The sequence below is a fragment of the Streptomyces sp. NPDC058092 genome (assembly GCF_042884935.1).
Taxonomy (GTDB): Bacteria; Actinomycetota; Actinomycetes; order Streptomycetales; family Streptomycetaceae; genus Streptomyces.
In genome coordinates this window covers 659,177-685,168 of record NZ_JBHVSY010000001.1, presented here as the reverse complement: position 1 = coordinate 685,168, position 25,992 = coordinate 659,177, and the positions used below count along the sequence as shown (strand labels likewise).

Genomic DNA, 25,992 nt, shown 5'->3' with positions numbered 1-25,992 from the left:
TGTGTGGAATCAGCCGATCCGGTACGGCGGTCAGTCGTTGCCGTTGCCCGGCGAGGGCGTCGTCTTCTGGATCTGGAGCAGGAACTCCGCGTTGGACTGGGTCTTCTTCATCCGGTCCAGGAGCAGCTCGATCGCCTGCTGCTGGTCGAGCGCGTGGAGCACCCGGCGCAGCTTCCAGACAATCGCCAACTCGTCGCTGCCGAGCAGGATTTCTTCCTTACGGGTGCTGGACGCGTCGACGTCCACCGCCGGGAAGATGCGCTTGTCCGAGAGCTTCCGGTCGAGCTTGAGCTCCATGTTGCCGGTGCCCTTGAACTCCTCGAAGATCACCTCGTCCATGCGCGAGCCGGTCTCGACGAGCGCGGTGGCCAGGATGGTCAGCGAACCGCCGTCCTCGATGTTGCGCGCGGCACCGAAGAAGCGCTTCGGCGGGTAGAGCGCGGTCGAGTCGACACCACCGGACAGGATGCGGCCGGAGGCGGGGGCCGCGAGGTTGTACGCGCGGCCCAGGCGGGTGATGGAGTCCAGCAGGACGACCACGTCGTGACCCAGCTCGACGAGACGCTTGGCGCGCTCGATGGCCAGCTCGGCGACAGTGGTGTGGTCCTCGGCGGGGCGGTCGAAGGTCGAGGAGATGACCTCGCCCTTCACCGACCGCTGCATGTCGGTGACCTCTTCCGGACGCTCGTCGACCAGGACGACCATCAGGTGGCACTCGGGGCTGTTGACCGTGATCGCGTTGGCGATCGCCTGCAGGATCATGGTCTTGCCGGTCTTCGGCGGGGCCACGATCAGGCCTCGCTGGCCCTTGCCGATCGGGGCGACCAGGTCGATGATCCGCGTCGTCAGGACATTGGAGTCGGTCTCCAGACGGAGCCGGTCCTGCGGGTAGAGCGGGGTCAGCTTCTGGAACTCCGGGCGGCCACGGCCGGATTCGGGCGCCATGCCGTTGACGGAGTCGAGGCGGACCAGCGCGTTGAACTTCTCGCGGCGCTCGCCGTCCTTGGGCTGGCGCACCGCACCCGTGACGTGGTCACCCTTGCGCAGGCCGTTCTTACGGACCTGGGCGAGCGAGACGTACACGTCGTTCGGGCCCGGCAGGTAGCCGGAGGTCCGGATGAACGCGTAGTTGTCGAGGATGTCCAGGATGCCCGCGACGGGGATCAGGACGTCGTCGTCGGAGACGGGAACCTCGCTGGCGAATTCCTCGCGGCCACGACGGCCACGGCGGTCGCGGTAGCGGCCCCGGCGACCGCGACGGCCGCCCGCCTCGTCGTCGTAGCCGTCGTCCTGCGGGCCGGCGCCCTGCTGGCCCTGGCCCTGCTGGCCCTGGCGCTGCTGGCGCTGGCCGCCCTGCTGGCCCTGGCCGCCGCCCTGCTCGTCGCCCTTGCCGCGGCGGTCGCGCTGCCGGTCGCGGCGCTCCCCGCGCTCGCCACGCTCCTGGCGGTCGCCCCGGTCACCGCGGTCGCCGCGCTGACCGCGGTCCTGGCGGTCGCCCCGGCGGCCCTCGGCCGTGTCGGCGGCGGCCTCGGCCTTGGCGTCGGTGCGGTCGTCGCCCTTCGGCTCGGCCTGCGTCTCCGGCTTGGCCTCGGCGGCCGGCTTGCTCTCCGCCTTGGTCTCCGGGCTGCCCGCCTGAGCGGTGGCACGGCGCCGACGGCGCTCGCCCGCGGGCTGGTCGTCGCTGGCCGGCTGGCCGGGAATGTCGATCTGCTGCTGGGCCGCGGCCTTCTCGGCGGGCGCGGCGGCCGCGGACTCGTCCCCGGTGCGCGCCTTGGAGGTGGCACGGCGCTTCGGCTTGGTCTCGGCATCCGCGGCGGGCGCGGCGGCCTTGGGCGCGGCGGAGTTACCTGCCTGCGCCTCCTTGATGACCTCGATCAGCTGGCCCTTGCGCATCCGCGCAGTGCCCTTGATGCCGAGGCCGGACGCGACCTGCTGCAGCTCGGCCAGGACCATGCCGTCAAGGCCGGTGCCGGAGCGGCGGCGCCGTGCGGTGGTGCCAGTGGCAGCACCTTCGGCGGGCGCGGCGCTGTCGACGGTCTTGTCGGCAGTCACGCCCATCAGATCGGTGGTGTCGCTCACGAAGGGTCCTTCCCTGGAGCGGACGTCGGCCTTCTGGCTCGGCGACCGGTTGTGCTGTCCGACTGCGGTCTTTTTCTTGCGGACCGGGCCGGGGCGGTGGTCCGCCGCGGGTACGGCGGAGAGATGAAAGTGTGCAAGGGTCCGGCGCGAGCATCCCCCTGCTCGGCCCACTCCTGGACAAGCGAGGGGTGTCGTGCCGGTTCCGGAGCGTGCACGAAACTGCTCAGGCAGGCTGCTCAGGCAGTTGGGGAGGCTCCCGGAAGAAATGGTGGTCCCGGAAAGGGACACGAAGCAACGCGCCACGTAGACGTCGGCTGCTGACTTGAGGTTAACACTACCGGCTCCGACAAACATTCCCCCTCTCACTTACCGGCAATCACTTCTCGGCTACGGGGCGAGCGGCAGCACACTCGCGCCCAGGGCGTCGAGAGCGAGCCGATTGGCCGCCCATCCCTCGCCCGCCAGCCGTGCGACCTTGTCGGCCGCACCGTCCTCGGCCAGTGCGAGCACGGTCGGCCCGGCACCGGAGATGACTGCGGGTACGCCGTCGGCGCGCAGTCGGTTCACGAGTTCCACGCTCTGCGGCATCGCCGGGGCCCGGTACTCCTGGTGCAGCCGGTCCTCCGTGGCGGTGAGCAGCAGTTCGGGGCGGCTGGTCAGAGCCTCGACGAGGAGTGCGGCGCGGCCGGCGTTGAAGGCCGCGTCGACGTGCGGGACCGTGCGCGGAAGCAGTCCGCGGGCGGTCTCGGTCAGGACCGGCTTACTGGGGACAAAGACCACTGGAACGATGGAATCTGCGGGATCCATCCTGATCGCACGGGCGGATCCGCCGTCCATCCAGGCAAGGGTGAAACCGCCGAGCAGGCAGGCCGCGACGTTGTCGGGGTGGCCCTCGATCTCGGTGGCGAGCTCCAGCAGCGCGGCGTCGTCGAGCCGGGCGTCGCCGCCGGTCGTCACAGCGCGGGCGGCGACGATACCGGCGCAGATGGCGGCGGACGACGAGCCGAGTCCGCGCCCGTGCGGGATGCGGTTGGCGCAGACGATCTCCAGGCCGCGGGGCTGTCCGCCGAGCAGGTCGAAGGCGGTGCGCAGGGAACGTACGAGAAGGTGACTCTCGTCGCGGGGCAGCGTGTCCGCACCCTCACCCGCGATGTCGATGTGCAGTCCGGCGTCGGCTACGCGGACGACGACGTCGTCGTACAGCCCCAACGAGAGGCCGAAGGCGTCGAAACCCGGGCCCAGGTTGGCGCTGGTCGCAGGGACGCGCACCCGGACGGCGGCGGCTCGGAAGGCGGGACCGGCCATCGGTTGGACGACTCTCCTTGTGAGGCGGCGGGGGTGGTGAAGCGATTTCTCGACGGTGGCTGACGTCGTGACGGCGGGGAGTGGGATTCCGGGGAAACCGACGGCCACAACGACCCATGCGCCGCAGCAGATGCGGCGGGGTGGGTTGAGTACAGCTTATCGAAGGAAGGTTCTGTCGCGACATAGGGCGCACAGGAGGCGCACGATGCGTGTCGCCCGCCTCCTATGCGCTCTCCGCCCCGAAAAGGGACGGTTGAGCTGGGTTCTTGCCGAGAGATGACCGGGCTTCCCGCGGCAGTGAGCCGGGGCGTCGGGGCGTGGCGTCGGAGTCGTACGGACAAGCAGCGATGCCGCCCGCGTCCTCCGTCCCACGCCCCTGCCCGACGCCGGGGTCCCGGTGGTTACACGAGGCCCAGCTTCTCCGCGGCGGTGGCCGCGTCGACCGGGACCGTGACCGGCTGCGGGGCACCCGCGACGGCCCAGTCGGGGTCCTTGAGGCCGTTGCCGGTGACCGTGCAGACGATCTTCTGGCCCGGGTCGACCTTGCCCTCTTCCGCGGCCTTCAGCAGACCGGCGACGGACGCGGCCGACGCGGGCTCCACGAAGACGCCCTCCTGAGAGGCCAACAGCCGGTAGGCGGAAAGGATCTGGCGGTCCGTCACCTCATCGATGAAACCGCCCGATTCGTCCCGCGCGTCCAACGCGTACTGCCAGGAGGCCGGGTTTCCGATCCGGATCGCGGTGGCGACGGTCGACGGGTCCTTGACGATCTCGCCGCGGACGATGGGCGCGGAGCCGGAGGCCTGGAAGCCCCACATGCGCGGGGTGTGCGTGGACATGCGGTCCGCCGCGTACTCCTTGTAACCCTTCCAGTACGCGGTGATGTTGCCCGCGTTGCCGACCGGGAGGACGTGGATGTCGGGGGCGTCGCCGAGCGCGTCGACGATCTCGAACGCCGCGGTCTTCTGCCCCTCGATACGGACCGGGTTGACCGAATTGACCAGCGCCACCGGGTAGTTGTCCGACAGCGAACGGGCCAGTGTCAGGCAGTCGTCGAAATTGCCGTCGACCTGGAGGATCCTGGCGCCGTGCACGAGCGCCTGGCCCATCTTGCCGAGGGCGATCTTGCCCTGCGGCACGAGGACGGCGCAGACCATGCCGGCCCGCACCGCGTACGCGGCGGCGGAGGCGGAGGTGTTGCCGGTGGAGGCGCAGATGACGGCCTGCGCGCCCTCCTCCTTGGCCCGGGTGATGGCCATCGTCATGCCGCGGTCCTTGAAGGACCCGGTGGGGTTGGCGCCCTCGACCTTGAGGTGTACCTCGCAGCCCGTGCGCTCGGAGAGGACCTGAGCGGGGACGAGCGGGGTACCGCCCTCACGGAGCGTGACGACAGGCGTCGTGCTCGTGACCGGAAGGCGGTCCCGGTACTCCTCGATGATGCCGCGCCACTGGTGGGTGCCCTTGCTGGTCATGGGTCCTTACTCCCCTTCAACACGCATGATGCTGGCGACACCGCGCACGGTGTCGAGCTTGCGCAGCGCCTCGACGGTCGCCGAGAGGGCGGCGTCGAGCGCACGGTGGGTGACGACGACGAGAGAGGCCTCGCCGCCCTCCCGTCGCCCGCCGCCACCCTCGGCGGAGGCGACCGCGTCGCCGCTGATTACATTTCTACCCTGCTGACGGACGGTATCGATCGATACGCCCTGTTCGGCGAAGACCGTCGCGACCTGGGCGAGTACGCCAGGCTTGTCGGCCACGTCGAGGCTGATGTGGTACCGCGTGACGACGTCGCCCATGGGGCTGACCGGCAGGCGCGTGTACGCGGACTCGCCGGGGCCGGTGGCCTCGTTGAGTTTGTTGCGGCAGACCGCGACCAGGTCGCCGAGGACGGCGGACGCGGTCGGTGCGCCGCCGGCGCCGGGGCCGTAGAACATGAGCTGCCCGGCCGCCTCGGCCTCGACGAAGACCGCGTTGTACGCCTCGCGGACGGAGGCCAGCGGGTGGCTCAGCGGGATCATCGCGGGGTGCACCCGCGCGGTGACGGACTGCCCGTCGGCGGCGCGCTCGCAGATGGCGAGGAGCTTGACGGTGCAGCCCATACGGCGGGCGGAGGCGATGTCGGCGGCGGTGACCTCGGTGATGCCCTCGCGGTGCACATCGCCGATCCTGACCCGGGTATGGAAGGCGATGCCGGCGAGGATCGCGGCCTTGGCGGCGGCGTCGAAGCCCTCGACGTCGGCGGTCGGGTCGGCCTCCGCGTAGCCGAGAGCGGTGGCCTCGTCGAGCGCCTCGGAGTATCCGGCTCCGCTCGTGTCCATCCGGTCGAGGATGAAGTTGGTGGTGCCGTTCACGATGCCGAGGACCCGGTTGACCTTGTCACCGGCGAGGGACTCGCGCAGCGGCCGTACGAGCGGGATGGCACCGGCCACGGCGGCCTCGTAGTAGAGGTCCCGGCCGTGCTGCTCGGCGACGGCGTGCAGTGCGGCGCCGTCCTCGGCCAGCAGTGCCTTGTTGGCGGAGACGACGCTCGCGCCGTGCTCGAAGGCGGTCGTGATGAGGGTGCGGGCGGGCTCGATGCCCCCGATGACCTCGATGGCGACGTCGATGTCGCCCCGTTTGACCAGGGCTGTCGCATCGGTGGTGATCAGCGCCGGATCGATGCCTTCCCGCACCTTGGAGGGCCTGCGCACGGCGACACCGGCGAGCTCGACCGGGGCACCGATGCGCGCGGCGAGGTCGTCGGCGTGCGTCGTCATGATGCGCGCCACCTCTGAGCCGACCACTCCACAGCCCAGCAGCGCCACCTTCAGCGGACGCGTACGCATCATCCGACCTCGTTTCCTCTACCTCTTGATGTGTGGTCCAGTCTCACTCACCGGACGGGCGTTCCTGCCACCCGTCCGGATCCTGAGACTCTATGGGGGTCCGGGGGCATACCCCGGGAAAAACGACATCAGCCGACATCCAGACGCAGGAGATCTTCCTCCGTCTCGCGCCTGACGATCACGCGCGCCTCCCCGTCGCGCACGGCGACGACGGGCGGGCGCAGGGCGTGGTTGTAGTTGCTCGCCATCGAGCGGCAGTACGCACCGGTGGCGGGCACGGCGATCAGGTCGCCGGGCGCCAGGTCGGACGGCAGGAACGCGTCCTTGACCACGATGTCGCCGCTCTCGCAGTGCTTGCCGACGACCCGGACGAGCATCGGCTCGGCGTCGGAGGTCCGCGAGGCGAGCGCGACGCTGTACTCGGCGTCGTACAGCGCCGTGCGGATGTTGTCCGACATCCCGCCGTCGACGCTGACGTACGTACGCAGCCCCTCCAGGGGCTTGATGGTGCCGACCTCGTACAGCGTGAAGGCGGTGGGGCCGACGATGGCGCGCCCCGGCTCGACGGAGATCCGGGGGGTGGCGAGGCCGGCCGCCTCGCACTCGCGGGTGACGATGTCGCCGAGCGCCTTGGAGATCTCGTGCGGCTCGCGCGGGTCGTCCTCGGAGGTGTAGGCGATGCCGAGACCGCCGCCGAGGTCGATCTCGGGCAGCTCGACGCCGTGCTCGTCGCGCACCTCGGCGAGCAGCTGCACCACGCGCCGGGCGGAGACCTCGAAACCGGCCATGTCGAAGATCTGCGAGCCGATGTGCGAGTGGATGCCGATGAGTTCCAGCCCGTCGAGGGTGAGGGCCCGGCGTACGGCCTCGGCGGCCTGTCCCCCGGCCAGCGCGATCCCGAACTTCTGGTCCTCGTGCGCGGTGGCGATGAACTCGTGGGTGTGCGCCTCGACGCCGACGGTCACCCGGATCTGTACGCGCTGCCGCTTGCCGAGCCGCTGCGCGATGTGCGCGACCCGGGCGATCTCCTGGAAGGAGTCGAGCACGATCCGCCCGACGCCGGCGGTGACCGCCCGCTCGATCTCCTCGACGGTCTTGTTGTTGCCGTGGAAGGCGATGCGCTCGGCGGGCATTCCGGCGTCCAGCGCGCAGGTCAGCTCGCCCCCGGAGCAGACGTCGAGGTTGAGCCCCTCCTCCTTGAGCCAGCGCACGACGGCGCGCGACAGGAACGCCTTTCCGGCGTAGAACACATCGGCGTCCCGCCCGAAGGCGTCGGCCCAGGCCCGGCAGCGGGCCCGGAAGTCGCTCTCGTCGAGGAAGTAGGCGGGGGTGCCGAACTCCTCGGCCAGCCGCGTCACTTCGATCCCGCCGACGGTGACCGCACCGTCCTCGTTGCGGGCGACGGTACGGGCCCAGACCTTCGTGTCCAGGGCATTGAGGTCGGCGGGCGGGGCGGTGTAGTGCCCTTCTGTCATGACGTCGGCGTGACGGGGCCCGGCGGGGTGTGCGGATCGGCTCATCGTGCTTGCTCTGCTCTCTCGGGTCTCTCAGAGGACTTCGGGTGCGCTGATGCCGAGCAGGGACAGGCCGCCTGCCAGCACCGTCCCGGCGGCTTCGGCGAGGGCGAGCCGGGAACGGTGGGCGGCCGAGGGTTTCTCGTCACCGACGGGGAGCTGGCGAGCGCGGTCGTGGAAGTCGAAGAAGGCCTGCGCGACCGCTTCCAGCTGCCGGGCGACCCGGTCGGGCTCGCGGTGGCGGGCGGCGGCGGCGAGCACCTCGGGATGATCGGCGAGGAGCGTCCCGAGGGCGGGCGCGTCCACACTCTCCTCGTACGCGGCACGGAACCCGAGCTGCTCGGCATTCCGGCTCAGGGCACGGGTCCGGGCGTACGCGTACCGCACCCGGAACAGCGGGTTGCTCTCCCCCTGTACGAGGAGCTCGTCGCTCCCCGTGCACCGGGCGCGGTCGTGCGGAGCGGCCCGCAGCAGCGCCCAGCGCGCGGCGTCGCTCCCGAGCCGCTCGAAGAGATCGCGGTCGGCGGCGGGCACGGGCACCACATGCAGCATTTCCCCGTCGGCCGTCCGCTCCCCGACCTCGGCCGCCTGGGCGCGGAGCAACCGCTCGACAGTCTCGGTGACGACCCGGGCGCGCAGCTCGCCGACGGGTGCGAACGAGGCGGTCACGCCGAGGAGTCCGTCCCCGTGCCCGTACCGCGTACCGCCCGCTTCGACGGCCCGGACCAGCGCGTCGACAGGGTCGGAGTTACGGAGAGTGAAGTTCAGGAACCCTGGCCCCGTGACTTCGACACCACCGATTCCCGGCGCCCCCTGGACCCGTGCCCGAAGGATCTCCGCCACTTCCCGGGCCGGCAGCCCGGCGGGCCCGGCCAGCTGGAGGGCGACGGCGCAGGCGTACTCCCCACGCCCGCCGGGCCGCGTCCGCTCCACCCGCACGCGCGCGGGCACCGGCGCGCGCAAGACGTCCTCGTCGACCGCGCGGCGCACGGCGTGCAGCACGGTCCTGGAGAGATCGGCGGGGGTCACAGGACAAGCGTAGGGGAGGACGGGGGCTGCCTCGCGACCCGGTTTCGCCATCCGGTCACCCGGCGGCGCTCCCCGCCCTCCCGGCGCCGTGTCTGCCGTCGAGCGACGGCGGGTCCCCCCGGGCCATCAACTGCCGTACGAGCCGCACCAGCTCACTCGGCTCGAACGGCTTCGCCAGGAACGCGTCGACCCCCGCGTCGACCCCGTTGCCCACCTCGTAGGGCGTGCAGGCACTGATGATCGCCACGGGCACATGTCTGGTCCGCGGATCGGAGCGCAATCTGGTGGCGGTCTGCACACCGTCCAGCCCGGGCATGACGACATCGAGCGTGATCACGTCAGGACGGACCCGATGCACCAGATCCAGACACTCGACACCATCGGCCGCGGTCACGACCTCGAAGCCCTCAAGCTCAAGATTGACCCTGATCAACTGCCGGATGACCTTGTTGTCGTCGACAACAAGCACGCGGCCACATGCCCCTGACACACCTCGAGGGTAGGCGGGGTGTAGGGGCTGCGTCCGGGTTTTGCCTATTTCCGACCCCGGACGAGTGGTGTGGGGGGGTGGCCGGATGTACTCAGGAGGTTCCGTCGTACCGCCCCCCCGGGGGCCCGCACAGCCGCCCCCGGCAGCGGCGAAATACCTGTTCACGGACACCCGGCGGAAGCTGGTAGTGTTTCTTCCGTCGCCGAGCAACACAGCGATACGCCCCCGTAGCTCAGGGGATAGAGCATCGGCCTCCGGAGCCGTGTGCGCAGGTTCGAATCCTGCCGGGGGCACTTCGCAGGAAGTGCCTGAAGACCCCGCCACCAGCGAAAGCGCTGAGGACGGGGTCTTCGCGTATGCGCAGACGTATGCCGCCCGGAGCTGCCGTATGTCGGGGTCCGTGGACTATTCGTGGACAGGGCCCTGGGGCATCGTCCCTGGTCAGCCTCAGGAAACGCGAAGGCCCCCGGACGAGTCCACGGGCCTGATAGCCAGCGCCGCACGGCATCACTCGTATTCGCGCAACAGCTCCTGTGCTCGGGGCGGCATGCGGCCACTTCATGGCGAGGTACTTCAGGGCAAAGTCGTACCACGTCGTGGAAGGCACCTTGTCGGCCATCGAGTCGGGCAGCCCTGTAACCGTGTCGAACTCTTCGCGGCCGTGGGCAGCGCGGATGAGCTTGGATCGGTGGTGGTCAGCAAGTGCGTTGGTCCGGAATTGCTCGGAGAACACGTTCCCCGCCACGACCCATTGGACGTCATTGCGCACTACCGCGGCGCCTCACCAGGGTGGTCCGCCAGAACCAGCTGCGTGGGACGGCCGACCTACGACCAAGCCCCACAAGCAGCACTGCCTGGACCTCTTATCAAGCCCGATCGGCCTTCCACTCCCGGGCGAGCGTCGCATAGACGTACTCGCTGCCCCAGCGCTCGTTGTCAAGGTCGTTCTCGACAAGGTGCGCCTCCCGGCGCATGCCGAGACGCTCGCACACGCGCACCGACCCGGTGTTGAGTACGTCGAGGCGGGCGAAGAGCCGGTGGGCGCCCAACTCGGCGAAGGCCAGCGCGGCGGTCGCACGCGCCGCCTCGGTCGCGTAACCCCGGCCGCCGTACGCCGGGTTGAAGATCCAGCCGATCTCGACCTGGCGCGCCCGCGCGCTCGTGAGCTTCAGGACAACCTCGCCGACGGCCTTTGCCTCGCCGACCGGGCAGACGGCGACCACTAGGTCGTCGCCGTCCTCGGCCCACGCCGTGCCGGCCGCGCGCCGCGTCAGGCTCTGCGCGCACTGTTCACGGGTGAGCGGCTGCCGGTAGAGGTAGCGAGCGACTTCGGGAAGGCCCTGGTACGCGTACAAGTCATCGAGGTCGTCCGGCGTGAACAGACGCAAAAGGAGCCGTTCGGTACTGAAGGGCAGCGAGAGCGTGGTCATCGATCTGGTGTTCCTCCCCCGAGGGCTACCCCGCCAGCCTGAGTGACCGGACCGCGGAGCTCCCAACGACTCGTCTTGGGCAACAACGCCGTTCTAACCCCCTTGCCACCAGCTGCGCAACCGTAATTTCACGGCCCTGGGCCTTAGGCAGCCACTTCAGGGCGAGCCTCTGAGATCAGGGCCCCAACGTCGTGCTGTAACGGGCAGGTCCACAGACTGCCCGACTCGCCGGAAGCCTACGGGGCCGCGATCACTCGCCCCAAAGCAGCTCCGGCCCAAAGCCGCTCCACCGACCTCACTATCCGCTGCTGCGTCATGACCGATGCAAAGTCCGGTCATTGCGCAGCGGTATGAAGTCCCAGTCCAGCCTCTGCTCCTCGTCAACTACCGGCGTGTAGCCGTTGAGGGGCTGGTTGCTCTCGAGAGACGTGGCGATCGCCTCCATGAGCACCGGCAGGGACGTCCACATCTCGTGTGATACGCGCACAATGCCTTCCACGGCCTCGGCTTCGTGGACGCGCCCCCGGTCGATCTCGGGACGGTGGTCCAGTACGAGGCAACCCCCGCCGACGTCCCGCGCGATGGGGATCAACTGCGGATGTCCGTACAGGAGGCTGCTGACCCCGATCTTCATGAAGTCGTACTCCACCTCCTCTCCTTCCTCATCCGCCGTGCGCTTGTCGTAGAAGCCGGTGAAAAGTTGCCACGCGGCCGCTATCTCGCGTGCACTCATCGGTCTGTAGAACCCTGGCAGCAGCGAGCCCCGCTGATCGAGGAGACCGTCGTGCCGCAGCAGCGACATCACCAAGGGCTTCAGTAGTGGCCGGCCGATGACGCGTTCGGTCGCGGCGATGTCCGCCGGATCCGCGGGCGGCGCCAGCGCGGCATAGGTCGCCGGGGCGTGCTCGGCCAGCCAGTTCTCGATTCGCGTCCACGACTCACTGATCGGTGCGGTCATGGCACGGCATCCTGCCACCTGGTGCTGACAACCTCCTGGGAACAGCCAGACGGTGGCCGTGACCCCGATACATCCGGCTGGGGCCGTCTCTGGGCCCAGCCGATGGTCGCCGCGCCCTTGCAGGTCTCGATGTCCAGGCTGTCTTCGACCAGCCGGATGCCGTCGTACCGTGCGATGGCCGCCGCCCGCTCGCGAGCCATCTCGTGGTCGCCGTCCATCAGCTCCAACCCGGCGCCCAATGCGCGGATGCGATCAAGCTTGGCCACAGTCGCAAAGCGGGATGCCACGACGGTGACGTCGAGCCCCCGGCCGCGACCGGACCAAGCGAGGGCTTGGCCAAGCACGCCGGTTCGCCCGCGCCGGGGTCAGAGGAGACCGGCGCGGGCGAGCCACACATCCAGGGTGGCGTTCAGGAGCAGCACGGGAGTGATGGCGACGAGAGCAAGCCGGTGGAAGCGGACGGCCTCGCTCAGCAGGTCCGCCACCTCTGCGACGGCCGAGTTCGCGGGGTCGTACACGATGGGGAAGGTGCTGCCGGGCGAGAAGGACGTCCGCGACACGTGGAAGGAGTCCGCCTCGTACTTCGTGCCGTCCGCGAGAGTGTAGGAAAAGCGCACCGAGACGTCGTCCTGGCGCCATGACAGCGATGTGCACTGACCTGTCGTCTCCACACCTGACGCCTTCAGCCGCAGGCACGCACGATGGCGGCGGAAGGAGTGGGTGGCGGCGACACCGAGGCGGACGCATAAGACGGTCAGGACCAGCACGTACACCAGTGCACCCGTCATGCCGATCCGCCCATCGATCGCTGCGGTGACGTCGAGTAGCCACATCATGGAGCAACTGCTGTGTGCTGTCGACGTTTTGCGTGGCGCCCGAGTCGTCGGTACGACACGCGCACCAGATTCTCGGCGAGGCCGGCGATCCGTGCGAAGGCGAATGCCGGGGGCAGCCAGGTGCTCTTCGCCGACCAGGTCGATAGCTGCTCCGACCAGGTCACCGACCGCACCTGGGGCGAGCAGGGGCGCGCCCCCGACGAACTGGTTGACGCCGGCCTCAAGCGCAGTCTGCCGATGCCCAGCCGGGCCCGCGACCAGGGCCAACTCGCCGCCGAGCCCCGCAGGTCCGCTGCCTCCTCGAATAGAACCGAGTGATTTTCGGATCAATAGTCGGGTTGTTCGTTGGCCCACGGTCCGACCCAGGATTCGTCCCGCAGTTGCCGTGCCTCCATGTACTTGTGGGTGAGGTGCCCGTCGAGCCATGCCTGGATCCACTGAGGGAAGGTCAAGGCAAGTTTGTGGCGGTCGCCTTCCTCCCACCACCACATCTGGCCCTCGGGATGACGGCAGTCGAGCAGCGCCCACATCGCGCAGCCGAAGTCGCAGAAGAACAGCACGCCCGGTGGCGGGGCGGGCGGATCCTCCGGGTCCAGCTCGGCGTTCAGGTAGTCGAGATAGCCCTTGACCATGCCCATGTCCTCGCCGTGGAGGGGCGAGAAACCGAGGAACGGACCGACGCCGCCGTCGGCGATCTCCAGGTAAAGACGACGGACCAGCGGCGGTAGCCGGTAACCGGTAGTGCGCTCCGCATCCTCAACCATGTCCAGCGAGGCGGGTTCGGGTGTCGTCAGAGTTGAGGTCAAGTCGGTGGGTTGTCCCGCCTTCACTCGAGCGCGGACGGCCTCGAAAAGTTCGTCATCAGTCACTGAGTGATCTTCGTGCGTCCGTGGGGGAGCCGGCTAGGTGTACTGACCCGTGAGGTTGGGGCCGCGGCTGGCGGGTGGTCGGCCCTTGAGCGCGGTGTGTCCGACGGCGAGCTGACCTTGTACCGCGGTGCCGGGGAGGAAGCCGACAACTCCTGCCGGCTGGAGAAGGGCTTTCCCCCGGGGAGAGCCCTCCTCACATCCGGGAGGGCTTCTTCTTGTCGAAGAGCCAGGTGTTGAAGAGCACGGTCAAGTCCTTCCCGGACTTGCTCTCGCACAGGGCGATGAACTGCCGGGTGTCGGCATTGCCGTGCCGGTGCTGCCGGGTCCAGGTACGAAGGATGCCGAAGAAGGTCTCGTCGCCGACGGCCCTGCGCACCTTGTGCACGACCATGGCACCGCGTCCGTAGACGGGCGGGTCGAAGACGCGCCCTCCGCTGGGCGGATCCGCCGGCGGGAACGCCCAGATGCCCTCGCTCTCGGCGTCCGTGCCGTCGTAGAAGTCCTCGAAGATCTCCGTGGTGCTCCTGTTGCCCCGCTCCTCCTCCCAAAGCCACTCCGCGTAGGTGGCCAGCCCCTCGCTGAGCCACATGTCCTTCCACTTGTGCGGGGTGACGGAGTTGCCGAACCACTGGTGTGCCAGTTCGTGCACGAGCAACGCCTCTTCGGGCGCCTCGCCGAAGTAGGGCCTGGTCTGGGTCTCCAGGGCGTAGTCGAGCCCGGGCAGGTGGTCGACGACGGCACCGGTCGAGGAGAAGGGGTAGGGGCCGAAGCGTTTGCCGGCCCAGTCGACGATCTCGGGCACCAGGTCTGCGACATCGGCGGAGTCTTCGGCCTCGTCGGGGTCGATGGCGACGTAGACGGGCACATCATTGTCCGTCCAGCCCTTGTGGATCTCGAAGTAACCGACGGAGACGTGTGCGAGGTAGCTGGCCATGGGCTCCTCAGTGCGCCAGTGCCGGGTCACCGTTTTGCCCTTGTCCTCCTCCGTGATCAGCTTGCCGTTGCTGATCACGTCGTAGGGGTCGCCGTCCTCGTCCTTGGGCACGGTGACCGTGGTGTCGTACGTGGCCTTGTCCGACGGGTGGTGGTTGCCCGGGAACCAGGTCATGGAGCCGGACGGCTGACCCAGGGCCGTCGAGCCGTCGTCGGTCTCTATCCAGCCTTCCAGGCCTCCGTCGTCCTTGAGCGTGCGCGGTGTGCCGTCGTAGGTGACGACCGTCTTGAAGACTTCGCGGTTCCTCACCGTCTTCGCCGGTGTCACGAGCAATTCGTCGCCCGAGCGAGCGATTTGGGCCTTGGCTCCTTGCACTGTGGTGGTGCGTACCCGCAGCCCTGACAGGTCGAGGTTGAAGCGGCTCAGGTCCTGGGTGGCCCGCGCTGTGATGACCGCCGCGCCCTTCAGGTGGTTGGTCTCGGGCACGTATTCCAGCGTCAGCCCGTAGTGCACCACGTCATAGCCGCCATTGCCGAGCGCTGGGAACAGCCGATCCCCCACTCCGGCCGTGCCGGGCTTTCCGACCGCGACGGCACCGTTTCCCGGTGCGGAGCCGGTGCAGGACGTCGTCACGGCCAGGAGGAGTGCTGTGGCCGCAGCCCAGCCGGACAGACAGCCCGGGACCGCCGACCGAGGTCGGCTGCCCTTCGCCATATGCGGTTTCATCTCGTGTCTCCCATCGATCGCAGGGCGCGAGACGTCAGAAAGCCGGCATCGTCCATTGGTTGCTTCAAGATTGGCAAAAGTTCTTTACGCGCCTTGCGGCTAGGGTTCCTGCGCTGGTTGGTGCCCCCGGGGGTACCCAGGACAGGAGACCAGGCTGGGGGCGCGTTGCATGCGGCAAAGCTGGACGCGAAAGCCCCACGGGCATGCCCTGCGCGGACAGCACTGGTCGACGGCGGCCGAGATCCGTACCGCCGCCCTGGCGGGCGGCTGACGGCGGCGACGGTGGCCTGCCGGTCAGGACGGAAGAGTTGCCCGGTCTGATGGACGCGGACACGGTTGGCCTCGTCGCTGAGAAGTGCCGGTCTCTCAGCCGCCGACGAGGGCGACGAGCTTGATGAAGACCAGGCCGGGATCGACGGTGAGATCCACGACTTCGTCCGGGTCCTCGACCTGGCGGTCGCCGGCCAGCACGAAGAACCCGTTGGCCAGGAAGGCACGCTCGGCGATCTCGGCCTGGCGCTCCCAGTCGATGCGGCGGGGCTCGCGGAGACGGTAGCCGTTCAGCTCCGCCTCGGCGTCGTCGGGGCGAACGAGACCGTTGAAGCGATCGCTCGGGCGGGCGTTGTACCGGGCGACCTCCTCGCGGACCCGGAGCTTGATGAGCTCCCGTACGGTCATCCGTTCCGGCAGCCCGGCGACCTCCCACTCGGTGACCGGCTTGCCCGTCGCGGTCTCGTCCCGGAACGTCACGGTGGCCATCAGGCACCTCGCTTGATCTGTATGAGGATGGACTCGTCGGTGATCTTGGTATCGGCGGCGAGCAGGAACGCCTTGCTGAGGATCAGGGAGAGTCGTTCGTCCTCGAACGGCAGAAAAACCTTGGCGTCGCCCTTGCCGCGCGACGGGACGATGCACAGGTAGGCGTTGTCCGGTTCCATCAGGATGTTGGCCGACCCGAGATGGATCTTGTACGTGCCCAGGTCCCCGCGGACGATCAGAAAGCGGCCGTCGAGCGTGCACCGGCCGGCGATCTTCAGGCGCGGCAGGATCCGCTCCAGCGCCTCGCGGCGGACCTCGGCGCTCGCCGTCAGCGCACCGAACGTGGCCGTCCGCCAGTACACGGCATAGCGGTCCTCGCCCCGGTCGGCCCAGTCGGGATCGGCGGCGATCGAGGTCACGCCCACGAACAGATCGACGTCCCGCATCGCCTCGCTGAACACCAGCGGGGGCACCTCCGCCAGCGGAACCTCCCGCCAGCGCCGGCCGTCCCTCCGCTCGAAGCGGACCTGGTCCGTCGCGGCGTGCTCGGGCGCGTAGCTGCCGTCGTCGTCCGCGGCGGGCTCGTGGTGGAAGCAGGCCCGCCACTCGCCGTCGCCGAACTCGGCCCGCGCCTTCCCGTCGTAGCCGCCGTCGTGCCGGCCGAGGAAATTGGCCTGCCAGCCGCGTTCCTTGAACAGCGCGTAGAGCTGCCGGTAGTGGACGATGTGGGCGGCGAACCGGTTGGAGTAGACGCCGGTCTCCTCCTCCGCCGGGGTGAGCAGGTAGATCTCCCGGAAGGCCTGTTTGAACGGCTGCCTCAGCCGCTCGGCGACGAGCCGCTCCCGCCACGCCCTCATATCGTCCGTCGACGCCCGGATCGGATGCCACAACCGGACGCGCTCGGGCCGGCCGGGCGGCTCGGCCATCGGTGCCACCGCACGCCACTCGCCGTCCGCGTCCTGGAACTCCCAGATCAGGCCGCGGACGAGAACGCCGGTGACCGGATGGTCGCGGTAGTAGCGGCACCACTCGTCGTACGGCCACTCACGCCCGGCCGACATCAGCGCCTCGACGCGGGCCCGCTCACCCGACAGTGTCCCCCGCACCTCCTTGGCCAGGGCCTTCAACTCCCGGAGCTCCTCCAGGAAGCGGTCCTTCACTGCCGCCGGAGGCGTGCGGGACGTCCCCCCGTCGGGGCGCATGAAGGTGAGCCGCACGGTCGCCGCTTCCTCGATCGCCACCCGTACCCGGTGTCCGCCCAACTCCCGTTCCAGCGAGCCGTCCGGCGCCAGGCCGTGGTCCGGCACGCTGCGCTCGATGAGCTGCTCCGCCGTGATGCCCTGCTTCCCGGCTGCCGTCACCAGCGCGGTGTCGAGCTGCTTGCGCAGCGCCCGGTGCTTGATCCGGGACTGAAGCCGCCACAGGGCCTCCAGGACGGCCGGATCGCCGGTCTCGGCCAGCGCGTTGATCGCCGCGGCCGCGAGCTTGAGGTCCTCGATCACGCCGGTCCCGAGGCCGCCGGTCCGCAGAGCGAGCGCGCCGAGATGCTGCACCACGGCCGGGCCGCCGGTCAGCGCGGCCGCCCAGACGGCGCCGCGCGCCAGGTCCCCGTCGTTCTGGTGGACGACGTAGTGGTAGTGGTAGTCGCCGTGCAGCCGGCCGGTGTGCGCACCGCTTCCCCTGCTGCACAACGGATCGTCCCCGGCCAGCGCCCGCAGGACGTCGGCCACGAGGTCCCGCGCCGACGCTGCGTCCGCGAGTTCGAGGCACGTCCGCCGCCACCTCTGCGCAGGACGCGGACCCGACAGGCTCACCAAGTGCCGCACAAAGCAGGCCAGTTCCGGCGTCGGAGAGGTCTTCGCACGGTCGCTCAGCGGGGAGGCCCAGGGGGCGTCGGCGGGGATGAGTCCCTCGGGGATGTGCGCCTCGTCCACGCTCGCGAGCAGCGTGCGGAGGCGCTGGGCGAGCGACGCGCGCAGGCGCGCCTCGACAGTGGTGTCCATGAGCTTCGTGTGTGCGTGCCGCAGCCAGGGCATGACCGCACGGCGGCCGTCGGCGTCGAGCCGATCGGCGGCGTTCAGCGCCAGCCCCAGCGAATTGGCGAACCAGAAGCCCATGTCGTACTCGGTGGCGCGGAGCAGCATCACCGCGACCTCGTCGGGCGTCCAGCCGCGCACCCGCGAGATCAGGGGCCCGATCTCGGCGTCGTACTGCCACAAGCTCGTGTCGTCGAAGCAGGCAGCCAGCATGAGGCACAGGACCGCGGCCCTGCCCTCCTCGTCCGCGCATGCCGCGAGCCGCCCGTCGATCTCGGCCTGGGTCGCCGCGCCCGCCGCCCTGAAGCGGCGGTGCTCCTGCCCCATGGACCGACGGAACTCGGTCCGCTGACGTTCCAGGAGGTCGACGAGCCAGCGGACGCGGTCGAGCGCGGCGGACCTCACATCGTCGAGCGAGTCGTTCCTACGGGATGCGGCCACCAAGGCGTCGTACAACATGGCGGGATGATGACAGAGAGGACTGACAATGCGATCAACTCACCGGATTCCCACGCCTGTTCATGTGATTTCCGGCCCAACTGCCGGCGGCCCGGAGGTGGTCCGCTATTCGGCGACTTGAGCGGTCCTACGCTCACCGTGTCCTGCGAGGCGTGGACGGGGTTCATCGCCTCCGCCTGACCGGGGCCGCCAAGAGCCCTGCCGCACGCTCACATGCACGGCAGGGCTCTCGCGCGTCCGCTATGCATCCACGCCGGGCCCGGTCGCGTCTCCCTGCACACCGCGGGAAAGAAGCAGGGGCGGTGTCCTGCCCCGGTCCGCGATCCGTGCTCACGCAGGTTCAGCGCGCGGCCACGGCGGGAGAAACGGCGGAGCCGAAATCGTCGACGGCCTTGTGGTAGGCCCAGGCAGCGGCGTTGCAGGAGGTCTTCTTCAGGCCGCTGTAGTTGGCGCAGACGCGCTTGAGGTCGGCGTAGAAGGCGTTGTCCAGGCGGGTCTTGTTGGCGGTGAAGGTGCCGGCGGCCTTGTAGTTCCGGTAGCCGAAGTCGTGGCGGGCGCAGGAATTCTGGAAGGGGAGGCCGAAGGGGTTGTCCGGGGAGGCGGTGCAGTAGTCGGTGGACCAGTCGAAGCCGTACGCCCTCCACGCGGACTGGTTCCGGCGGGCGGCCAGCCAGGTGTGGTAGCTGCTCGCGCCGGTCTGCGTGAAGCTGCTCAGGACCTGGGGCTTGTCGGCGGGGGCGGCCGAGGCCGGGGAGGCGGCCAGGCCGAGCGCGAGGGGCAGGGCGAGAGCGGCGGCGGTCAGGGGGGTGGTGGGCAAACGGTGCATCGAGCTCCTCCGTACGGGCTGCTGAACGGTGCCCGGCGGGGGTTCCGCAGGGCTGTCCCAGCCTTGCGGAGGGTGCTACGACGCGGCCATATCGGCGGCGTGCCCGAGGGGTTGAGTCAGCCGGTCGGAGTAAGGGTGCGCGCACGGACGTTCGCCGCCCGTGGACGTACCGGGCCTCACGAGCGCAGGAACGCCAGCACCGCCAGCACCCGTCGGTGCGTGTCGTCCGCCGGGGGCAGGTCCAGTTTCGCGAGGATCGAACCGATGTGCTTGCCCACCGCCGCCTCGGAGACCACCAGTTGGCGTGCGATCGCCGCGTTGGACTTGCCCTCCGCCACCAGGCCGAGCACCTCGCGTTCGCGGGCCGTCAGGCGCTCCAGCGGATCGCGGCGGCGGCGCAGCAGCTGGCGTACGACTTCCGGGTCGACGACCGTGCCGCCCGCTGCGACGTCCTGGAGGGCGGTCTGGAACTCCTCGACCTGGCCGACCCGGTCCTTGAGCAGGTAGCCGATGCCCGAGCCGTCCCCGGAGTCGAGCAACTCCGAGGCGTACGTGCGCTGGACGTACTGGCTGAGGACGAGGACCGGGAGCGCGGGCCGGTCGGTGCGCAGGCGTACGGCCGCGTGGAGGCCTTCGTCCTGGAAGCCCGGCGGCATCCGGACGTCGGTGACGACGATGTCGGGTCCGTGCTCGGTGGCCGCCGCCACCAGGGCGTCGGCGTCGCCGACCGCTGCGACGACCTCGTGTCCGAACCGGCCGAGCAGACCGATCAGTCCTTCACGCAAGAGCACACTGTCCTCGGCCAGCACTACGCGGAGCGCTCGGTCCCGGTCCACTCGCAAGGAATCTCCATACGCAGCAAGGTCGGTCCGCCAGGGGGGCTGGACAGCGCAAGTCTGCCATCCAGTACGGACACCCGGTCCGAGAGTCCCGTCAGTCCGGTGCCCTTGCCGGCGTCCGCCCCGCCCCGGCCGTCGTCGCGCACTTCGACGGTCAGACGGCCGTCCTCGTGGCGGCCGGTCACTTCGGCGCGGCTCGCCCCGCTGTGCTTGCCGACGTTCGCCAGCGCCTCGCAGACCACGAAGTACGCGGCGGCCTCGACCGCCTCGGACAGGCGCCCGGGCAGGTCGATGCCCACGTCCACGGGGACGGCGGACCGGTCGGCCGCGTCGGCGATCGCCTCGCCGAGGCCGCGGTCGGCCAGGATCTTGGGGTGGATGCCCTGGATCAGGTCGCGGAGTTCGGCGAGGGCCGTGCCGGCTTCGTCGTGGGCCTTCGCGAGCTGGTCCGCGAGGGGGCCGGGCAGGACGTCGAGGCGGGCCAGACCGAGCGTCATGGTGAGGGCGACCAGGCGCTGTTGCGCGCCGTCGTGGAGGTCGCGTTCGATTCGGCGGCGCTCCGCCTCGAAGGCGTCCACCAAACGGACGCGCGAACGCACGAGTTCGGTGACCCGCTCCCCCAGTTCCGGCTCCAGGGGGGCGATGAGCATCCGGGTCAGTTCGGCGCGGGCGACGGCCACCATGCCGAGCACGTATCCGCACACCCCGAGCATCGGCAGCCCCACGAACGCGACGCCGATCGCCTCCGGCCAGGAGGTCGCCGTCCAGAGCTTGAGTACGGGTGCCTCGGTGCCGTCATGAAGCGTGGCCATCATCACGGGCGTCGCCAGCAGGCCCATCGGCACGCTCAGCGCCATTCCGACCGCCAGCAGGTCCAGCGGCCAGAGCAGAGTCGCGAACGCCAGCGTGTAGCCCAGTTCCCGCCAGGTCGCCTGCTCGCGGAAGCGGGTCCGGGCCCAGGGCAGGAGCCCCGGTTCGGCCGGTTCGTGGTGCGGGCTGGGGGCGGGCCTGCCGTCGACCAGCCGCAGCCTGCGGCGCTCCAACGCGGCCACCGGCACTCCGGCGAACGCCAGCAGCGCGAGCAGCGGCAGCCCGATCAGCACGATGGCGAGCGCGCTGCCCACCGTCACCCCGATGACGATCGCCAGCAGCACCACGATGCCGACCGGCGTGCTGCTGAGCAGATAGCCGGCCGACCGCCAGGGCCAGGCGGAGAGCAGGTAGCCGGGTCGGGCCATGGCCTGCCACACGTTGCGTGAGCGCATGGCACCACCGTAGAAGCCCGTTCTCTGCTCGAACCATCCCTCCAGGCCGAGGACCGGGGGTATGGCCGGCCCCACCCCAGGACTCGGTCCGGCGGTCGTGATCGGCGCGGCTCCGCACGAACCGGCCGGCGGCGAGCGGTGGCGGCGACGCTGCCGAGCGCTGTGCGAACGGTCCGTGTGTTCACGGACAGGCGCGGCACCCTTCGGTCACCCATGCTCTTGCGCGGTCTTCCGGTCGCTGCTCCCGACGCTACTGATCGGCATGTTGCCGACGGGGGTCGGAGTCGACGGTGCTCGGGGAGGACGACACAGTGTGTGGGTGTGGCTGATGCGTTGCCGCCGGGGTCGGGGGTGTGGGCCCGCTGCGGTGAATCCACAGGAGAGCTCCTGCAAGCAACGCGGTGCCTCCCAGCAGCCACGGCAGCGGGCCTGACGGAAGGACACCAATGGCCAAGCCCGTGAGCGCTGCCACCAGTTGCAGAGCGAGAGACTGGACGGACAGCGCGGTGGCCCGGCCCGAACGTGCGACACGGCGGTGCAAGAGGTCGTTCTCACTCGGCCCGGCTGCGCCGAGCCCGAGGTAGACCAGGCCGTAGCCGATGGCCGCGAGGACCATGGAGCCCACTCCTGTGAACACCGCGGTGACGCCGAGCAGAAGCAGGCCGCTCGCGCTCGCGCCGAGGCTCACCATGACCGCCCGCTCGCCACTGCCCGCAAGCCGGGCGGTCAGCGGTGAAAGGTGGCTGCCGATACCCGAGCAGATGAATCCTGCGCAGGCGAGTGCGGCAAAGAGCACCGCCCCCGACTCCGACGCGCCCGTGAGGGCCGCGGCACGGCCCGGCGTGAGCAGTTCGATCGCGGCCAGGGCGCTGCCGGCGGCCCCTGCGCTGAGGAGCACCCGGCGGACCAGCGCATCGTGGCCCCCCAGCCGCAGTCCGCCCACGACGGTGGCCGGGATGCCTCGGAGCACCACGCGCAAGGTGGCCGCCGGTCGGGGCGGCTCCCGCAGAGCGGTCAGGACATACAGCACGAAGGCGATCTCGACCGCTGCGCCGAGCAGCATCGGAACAGAGAGGGGCAGCACCAGCTCGGACGTTGCCTCGCTCAGTCGGGCGCCGAGGTCGGGGCCGAGTCCGAGCAGCCAGGGAAGGGCACCGCCGAGCAGGGTGCCGGTGGCGAGGGCGGCGGATGTCGCGGTGCCGCCGCGGGCCAGTCCGGTGCGCAGTTCGGCGTCGGGGCCGGAGTACGCCTGGACGGTGTCGACGTACCAGGCTTCGGCCGGTCCGCTGGACAGGGCACGGCCCGCGCCCGCCAGGGCCATGCCGAGGCCGAGCAGCCAGGGGGCGGTGCCCAGGCCCACGAGGATCAACGCGGCCAGGTTCAGCAGTCCGGCGGAGGCCAGAACAGCGCGGCGTCCGAGGACGTCGGACAGTCCTCCGGTGGGCAGTTCCAGCGCGGCGGCGGTGAGGGAGTGCGCGGCGAAGAAGCCCGCGATGGCCGCCATGGTCATACCGCGCTCGGTGAACAGCAGGATCTGGGGAGCGATGCTCAGTCCCAGCGGCAGCCAGAACAGAACGCAGACCGTGATGTAGCGGCGGCGTGCGGTGCGTATGTCCAGCGGGCCGGTCATGACGCACCCTCGGCATCTGTCCCCGCAGGGACAGAGGTGTCCGCCGCGGCGCCGCGGCCGCGCGGCGCCAAAGGCAATCCGGCGGTGAGGAGTACGACCTGAGCTGCGCGCGGATCGTCCACATCACGGCTGGTCAGTTCCTCCAGCTTCCGGTCGAACACCTCCCAGAGTTCCATGAGCGACTCGGGGGTCAGGCGGGGCATCAGGTCATTGATTCCGGACGGCTCCACCCACTCCTGGCCCAGCCGCCCATCGGCGATGTCGGCCTCGTACCGGACGAGAGAAGCCTCCAGGTGCTCGATCTGGGCCCTGCGCGACAAGCTGACGTAGGCGCGGCTGCCCGGCGAGTCCTCCATTGCCTTGTTGCTCCAGGAGGTCACGGAGTGCACCGCCTGCCAGCGGCGCTCCCGCCCGTCACGGTGCTCGGCCTCGGCGACGAACGCGTACTTCGCCAGAACCCGCAGGTGATAGCTGGTGGAAGCGGATGACTCCCCGGTCCTGACCGCGAGCTCACTCGCGGTGGCTGGGCCGTCCTGCCGCAGCAACCCGAGCAGCCGGATACGCAGAGGGTGTGTGAGGGCCTTCAGGGCTGCCGCGTCCTGCTCGGGATCGAGTACGCGTCTCTGCTCGTCGCTGACCATGACGGGAGAGTAGAACCACCAGAGGTTTTCCAAAAGTATTTTTGCAGAAATTCTTTTGGAAAGTTGGATGTCGCCAGTACCGCGTCAATAACGGGACTGGACAGCCTCACGCACGCGCATGTTCCTCGACCAGCACCTCATCACCCGACGTACGGGGACTGGGCACCATGACCGCGGTGGGGTCGAGGCGAGTGGCCATGTGAAGGCCGGCCTCGAATGTCCGCCAAGAGGCCAACCCGCTCCGGTTCGGCCTTCGGGGAGATCGCAGACATGGCGAGCGGCCACCCTCTCGGGTCGACCATCGAACAATCAGTGACGACGCCGCTGGAGGATGACGGGTAGGATAAGGAGTATGAGCGAGCCTACCGGGAAGTACTCGATCACGATGCCCCGCGACATCGCGGAGGCCGCTCGCGCACGCAGCGGTCCTTCCGGACTGTCCGCATACGTCGCCGCGGCCGTGGCCCGCCAGATCGAACGGGACAACCTGAACGAACTCATCGCGGTCGCCGAGGCCGACCACGGCCCGGTCGGCGAAGAGGAGATCCAGGCCAAGCGCGATCAGCTGCAACGTGCCCGCGAGCAGCAGCAGGCCGACGCGGCGAGTGCCGCGTGACGCGTTCGCCTGCCGCGCCGGGTGGCACGCTGGTCCTGGACAGCGAGGGGCTGGCCAAGGCAGTGCTGCGCGATCGTGAGGTGACCGGCTGGCTCGCCCTCGCCCGCGCCGACGACATGCGCGTGATCACCAGCGCGGCCACCCTCGTCGAGGTCGTGCACCCCAGGGTGAAACGCCCGGCCCTCGAATGGACCCTGTCCCGCATCGTCATCGAGCCGGTCACGGAGTCCATCGCCCGCCACGCCGCAGCCCTGCTGGCCGACGCCGGGCTGCACGGGCACAAGTACGCCATCGCCGCCATGCTCTGCGCCACCGCCCTCGCGGCCCCCGGGCCCGTAACCGCGCTCACTTCCGATCCCGAGGACCTCACGGTTCTGTGCGGCGGGCTCGTCACCGTCATCAAGGTTTGACCATCGCCGGTCGACGAGCCGGCACGCGACCGCCGGTTCGGTGACTCGATCGATCTCGGCGGCCTACGAGTCCAGGTCGTCCGGTCCGCCGGAACCGATCTGTTCCGCTCGCAGCGCCAGATCCTGCAGTACGTCGGCGGAGGACACATCCGTCTGCCCGGAGTCGTGCACCTGGGCCAGCATCGCGAAGGCCAGCGTGAACGCGCCGACCAGCTGCTCCACCGCACCGCCGACCTCCCGGCCGACCAGGACCGCGACCTCTTCGATCGAGGCGTCCTCGGGGATCGTGATCCGGGGCATCGTCTCGTTCAGGAGCGCGGTCACCACGCTCGAATCGGTTTCCACGTCGTCACGGTCGACGTTCTCTTCGAGGAGCCGACGGATCTCCCCCGCCTCCGTGAGGATTCCCACCACACGCTTCACCACTTCGCTCTGCTCCATCCAGCGAGCATAGACACGGAGCCGTGCAGTCGGTGATCAGTCCGCGTTTCCCGCTGCCGTCGGTCCGAGGCGACAAGGCACCCGGCTCGACCGGGCAAGCGCCCCGCGGAGCGCGTGCTTCCCGGCCGGGGCCGGCTCATCCGACCACGTCCGCCATCCGTTGCGGCAGCAGGCGCCGGCCCTCGACTGCGCCCTGTACGAGCTGCTGAAGCCCCGGTGGTGGCGGCACCGTACGCCCTGTCCGATGACCCGGTTCCCGCAGAGCCGCCCATCCGGTTTCTGCGCACGGCACCGAAACACCAATGGGTGGTGTGTCGCGACGCCGGGCAGGCGAGGAAACGGTGCCGATCCGGCCATGGCGTGTCCACACAGGTCGCCCGGCCGGTTCAGACCGGCATGGCCTTGACGTCGTACCGCGGAATCCAGCTGTTCCGGGTGACCAGGACCATGTCCTCGGCCTGTGCCTGCGCGATGAGTATCCGGTCGAAGGGTGATCTCTCGCAGTGAAGGTTGAGCGTTTCTCAGCGAAAGCTGGTGACCGCCGCGGCGACCACCGGCGGGCATGTGGGATACGAGTCATGGCTGGAGCGGGACCGGCTGAGCCTGCTCGACTTCGACCCGGCCGTGGTCGGGATCGCTTCCCAGCCGTTCTGGCTGCACTGGCGTGAGGACGGGAAGAAGCGGCGTCACGCCCCGGACTGCTTCATACGGCGCTGACGGTCACGCCCAGGTGGTCGATGTCCGTGCCGAGGATCAGGTCGATGAGCGGACCGCGGAGACGTTCGCCGCGACTGAGCGGGCCTGCACGGCGGTGGCCCGGGAGTTTCGGCACGTCGGCGACCCTTCCGGCAGCCGCGTGGGCTGCGGGCGGGGGCGGAAACGCTGCAGCCATGCGGCCTGCATACGCGCCGGATCGAAAGAGGTGAGTCCCCTCTGCCATCACCGGACCCCGCCGCCCCACCCAGGCAACAACCGACAACCTGCGCTGCATGCTCAGGCCCCCTGAAGCCAGGACGCATGAACCACATACGTCTGACGTGCTCAGCCGCCTGCCGCCCCCAGCTCTACCTCCAGC

The 25,992-nt window shown here is 69.8% G+C and carries 25 protein-coding genes, 1 tRNA gene and 1 pseudogene; 5 read left to right on the top strand and 22 right to left on the bottom strand.

Annotation, left to right across the window (positions count from 1 at the left end; translation table 11 throughout):
• Positions 1-30: 30 nt before the first annotated feature.
• The 7 genes from rho to ACFVV1_RS03295 all read right to left on the bottom strand — a co-directional run bounded on the left by rho (position 31) and on the right by ACFVV1_RS03295 (position 9,242).
• Entirely contained in the window at positions 31-2,079 is a 2,049-nt protein-coding gene (gene rho / locus ACFVV1_RS03325) for a transcription termination factor Rho (protein ID WP_389983642.1), read from the bottom strand.
• A gap of 387 nt (positions 2,080-2,466) precedes the next feature.
• Complete coding sequence (thrB, locus tag ACFVV1_RS03320) at positions 2,467-3,384, bottom strand: homoserine kinase (protein ID WP_389983640.1); 918 nt, start codon at positions 3,382-3,384, stop codon at positions 2,467-2,469.
• A 401-nt stretch (positions 3,385-3,785) separates the two neighbouring features.
• Entirely contained in the window at positions 3,786-4,856 is a 1,071-nt protein-coding gene (thrC, locus tag ACFVV1_RS03315; protein WP_389983637.1) for a threonine synthase, read from the bottom strand.
• A 6-nt stretch (positions 4,857-4,862) separates the two neighbouring features.
• Positions 4,863-6,212, bottom strand: coding sequence for a homoserine dehydrogenase (locus ACFVV1_RS03310; RefSeq protein WP_389983634.1), 1,350 nt, complete (start codon positions 6,210-6,212; stop codon positions 4,863-4,865).
• 125 nt (positions 6,213-6,337) lie between these two features.
• Positions 6,338-7,729 carry a diaminopimelate decarboxylase gene (gene lysA / locus ACFVV1_RS03305; protein ID WP_389983631.1) on the bottom strand — a complete coding sequence of 464 codons (1,392 nt, stop codon included), beginning with the start codon at positions 7,727-7,729 and terminating at the stop codon, positions 6,338-6,340.
• Positions 7,730-7,756: 27 nt separating this feature from the next.
• Positions 7,757-8,752, bottom strand: coding sequence for an ArgS-related anticodon-binding protein NrtL (gene nrtL, locus ACFVV1_RS03300; RefSeq protein WP_389983628.1), 996 nt, complete (start codon positions 8,750-8,752; stop codon positions 7,757-7,759).
• Positions 8,753-8,807: 55 nt separating this feature from the next.
• Positions 8,808-9,242, bottom strand: coding sequence for a response regulator (locus tag ACFVV1_RS03295; protein WP_389983625.1), 435 nt, complete (start codon positions 9,240-9,242; stop codon positions 8,808-8,810).
• Between the two features lie 221 nt (positions 9,243-9,463).
• Between ACFVV1_RS03295 and ACFVV1_RS03290 the strand changes: the two genes are divergently transcribed.
• A tRNA-Arg gene (locus tag ACFVV1_RS03290) sits at positions 9,464-9,535 on the top strand.
• Between the two features lie 573 nt (positions 9,536-10,108).
• Here ACFVV1_RS03290 and ACFVV1_RS03285 read toward each other — a convergent pair.
• The 4 genes and pseudogenes from ACFVV1_RS03285 to ACFVV1_RS03270 all read right to left on the bottom strand — a co-directional run bounded on the left by ACFVV1_RS03285 (position 10,109) and on the right by ACFVV1_RS03270 (position 12,466).
• Positions 10,109-10,672: a GNAT family N-acetyltransferase gene (locus tag ACFVV1_RS03285; RefSeq protein WP_389983622.1), complete on the bottom strand. Its 564-nt coding sequence runs from the start codon at positions 10,670-10,672 to the stop codon at positions 10,109-10,111.
• Between the two features lie 313 nt (positions 10,673-10,985).
• Positions 10,986-11,630: an SMI1/KNR4 family protein gene (locus ACFVV1_RS03280; RefSeq protein ID WP_389983619.1), complete on the bottom strand. Its 645-nt coding sequence runs from the start codon at positions 11,628-11,630 to the stop codon at positions 10,986-10,988.
• A pseudogene (locus ACFVV1_RS03275) lies at positions 11,627-11,977 on the bottom strand (pyridoxal-phosphate dependent enzyme); the annotation flags it as partial. The pseudogene ACFVV1_RS03275 and the gene ACFVV1_RS03280, both read right to left, overlap by 4 nt.
• An 18-nt stretch (positions 11,978-11,995) precedes the next feature.
• The gene (locus ACFVV1_RS03270) at positions 11,996-12,466 is read right to left on the bottom strand and encodes a DUF3592 domain-containing protein (protein WP_389983616.1); all 471 of its coding nucleotides are present in this window, start codon (positions 12,464-12,466) and stop codon (positions 11,996-11,998) included.
• 120 nt (positions 12,467-12,586) lie between these two features.
• Between ACFVV1_RS03270 and ACFVV1_RS03265 the strand changes: the two genes are divergently transcribed.
• Positions 12,587-12,784: a hypothetical protein gene (locus ACFVV1_RS03265; RefSeq protein ID WP_389983613.1), complete on the top strand. Its 198-nt coding sequence runs from the start codon at positions 12,587-12,589 to the stop codon at positions 12,782-12,784.
• Positions 12,785-12,792: 8 nt separating this feature from the next.
• Here ACFVV1_RS03265 and ACFVV1_RS03260 read toward each other — a convergent pair whose 3' ends face one another.
• From ACFVV1_RS03260 to ACFVV1_RS03220, 9 genes are all read right to left on the bottom strand, one after another.
• Positions 12,793-13,272: an SMI1/KNR4 family protein gene (locus tag ACFVV1_RS03260; RefSeq protein WP_389983610.1), complete on the bottom strand. Its 480-nt coding sequence runs from the start codon at positions 13,270-13,272 to the stop codon at positions 12,793-12,795.
• 256 nt (positions 13,273-13,528) lie between these two features.
• Positions 13,529-14,995: a M1 family metallopeptidase gene (locus ACFVV1_RS03255; protein WP_389983607.1), complete on the bottom strand. Its 1,467-nt coding sequence runs from the start codon at positions 14,993-14,995 to the stop codon at positions 13,529-13,531.
• Between the two features lie 366 nt (positions 14,996-15,361).
• Entirely contained in the window at positions 15,362-15,754 is a 393-nt protein-coding gene (locus tag ACFVV1_RS03250) for a hypothetical protein (protein WP_389983604.1), read from the bottom strand.
• The gene (locus ACFVV1_RS03245; RefSeq protein ID WP_389983601.1) at positions 15,754-18,249 is read right to left on the bottom strand and encodes a DUF4132 domain-containing protein; all 2,496 of its coding nucleotides are present in this window, start codon (positions 18,247-18,249) and stop codon (positions 15,754-15,756) included. The genes ACFVV1_RS03250 and ACFVV1_RS03245 overlap by 1 nt, the downstream gene beginning before the upstream one ends.
• A 340-nt stretch (positions 18,250-18,589) precedes the next feature.
• Positions 18,590-19,075: a phospholipase gene (locus tag ACFVV1_RS03240; RefSeq protein ID WP_389983598.1), complete on the bottom strand. Its 486-nt coding sequence runs from the start codon at positions 19,073-19,075 to the stop codon at positions 18,590-18,592.
• Positions 19,076-19,251: 176 nt separating this feature from the next.
• Positions 19,252-19,884: a LuxR C-terminal-related transcriptional regulator gene (locus tag ACFVV1_RS03235; RefSeq protein WP_389983950.1), complete on the bottom strand. Its 633-nt coding sequence runs from the start codon at positions 19,882-19,884 to the stop codon at positions 19,252-19,254.
• Entirely contained in the window at positions 19,884-21,179 is a 1,296-nt protein-coding gene (locus ACFVV1_RS03230; RefSeq protein ID WP_389983595.1) for a sensor histidine kinase, read from the bottom strand. Before ACFVV1_RS03230 ends, ACFVV1_RS03235 begins: the two co-directional genes overlap by 1 nt.
• Before the next feature lie 250 nt (positions 21,180-21,429).
• A complete protein-coding gene (locus ACFVV1_RS03225) occupies positions 21,430-22,809 on the bottom strand; it encodes an MFS transporter (protein ID WP_389983592.1) in 1,380 nt (459 codons plus the stop codon).
• Positions 22,806-23,450 carry a helix-turn-helix domain-containing protein gene (locus ACFVV1_RS03220; protein WP_389983589.1) on the bottom strand — a complete coding sequence of 215 codons (645 nt, stop codon included), beginning with the start codon at positions 23,448-23,450 and terminating at the stop codon, positions 22,806-22,808. Before ACFVV1_RS03220 ends, ACFVV1_RS03225 begins: the two co-directional genes overlap by 4 nt.
• Before the next feature lie 352 nt (positions 23,451-23,802).
• Between ACFVV1_RS03220 and ACFVV1_RS03215 the strand changes: the two genes are divergently transcribed.
• Together ACFVV1_RS03215 and ACFVV1_RS03210 are read left to right on the top strand one after the other, a co-directional pair.
• Positions 23,803-24,066 (top strand): CopG family transcriptional regulator, encoded by a 264-nt coding sequence (locus ACFVV1_RS03215; protein WP_389983586.1) that lies wholly within the window; start codon positions 23,803-23,805, stop codon positions 24,064-24,066.
• A complete protein-coding gene (locus ACFVV1_RS03210; protein ID WP_389983583.1) occupies positions 24,063-24,476 on the top strand; it encodes a DNA-binding protein in 414 nt (137 codons plus the stop codon). Before ACFVV1_RS03215 ends, ACFVV1_RS03210 begins: the two co-directional genes overlap by 4 nt.
• Positions 24,477-24,539: 63 nt before the next feature.
• On the opposite strand, the gene ACFVV1_RS03205 is transcribed toward ACFVV1_RS03210, so the two are convergent.
• A complete protein-coding gene (locus ACFVV1_RS03205; RefSeq protein ID WP_266748552.1) occupies positions 24,540-24,917 on the bottom strand; it encodes a hypothetical protein in 378 nt (125 codons plus the stop codon).
• Positions 24,918-25,451: 534 nt separating this feature from the next.
• Here ACFVV1_RS03205 and ACFVV1_RS03200 point away from each other — a divergent pair.
• The gene (locus ACFVV1_RS03200; RefSeq protein WP_389983580.1) at positions 25,452-25,634 is read left to right on the top strand and encodes a hypothetical protein; all 183 of its coding nucleotides are present in this window, start codon (positions 25,452-25,454) and stop codon (positions 25,632-25,634) included.
• Here the strand turns inward: ACFVV1_RS03200 and ACFVV1_RS03195 are convergent.
• Positions 25,621-25,809 (bottom strand): hypothetical protein, encoded by a 189-nt coding sequence (locus ACFVV1_RS03195; protein WP_389983577.1) that lies wholly within the window; start codon positions 25,807-25,809, stop codon positions 25,621-25,623. The genes ACFVV1_RS03200 and ACFVV1_RS03195 overlap by 14 nt on opposite strands.
• Positions 25,810-25,992: the final 183 nt, after the last annotated feature.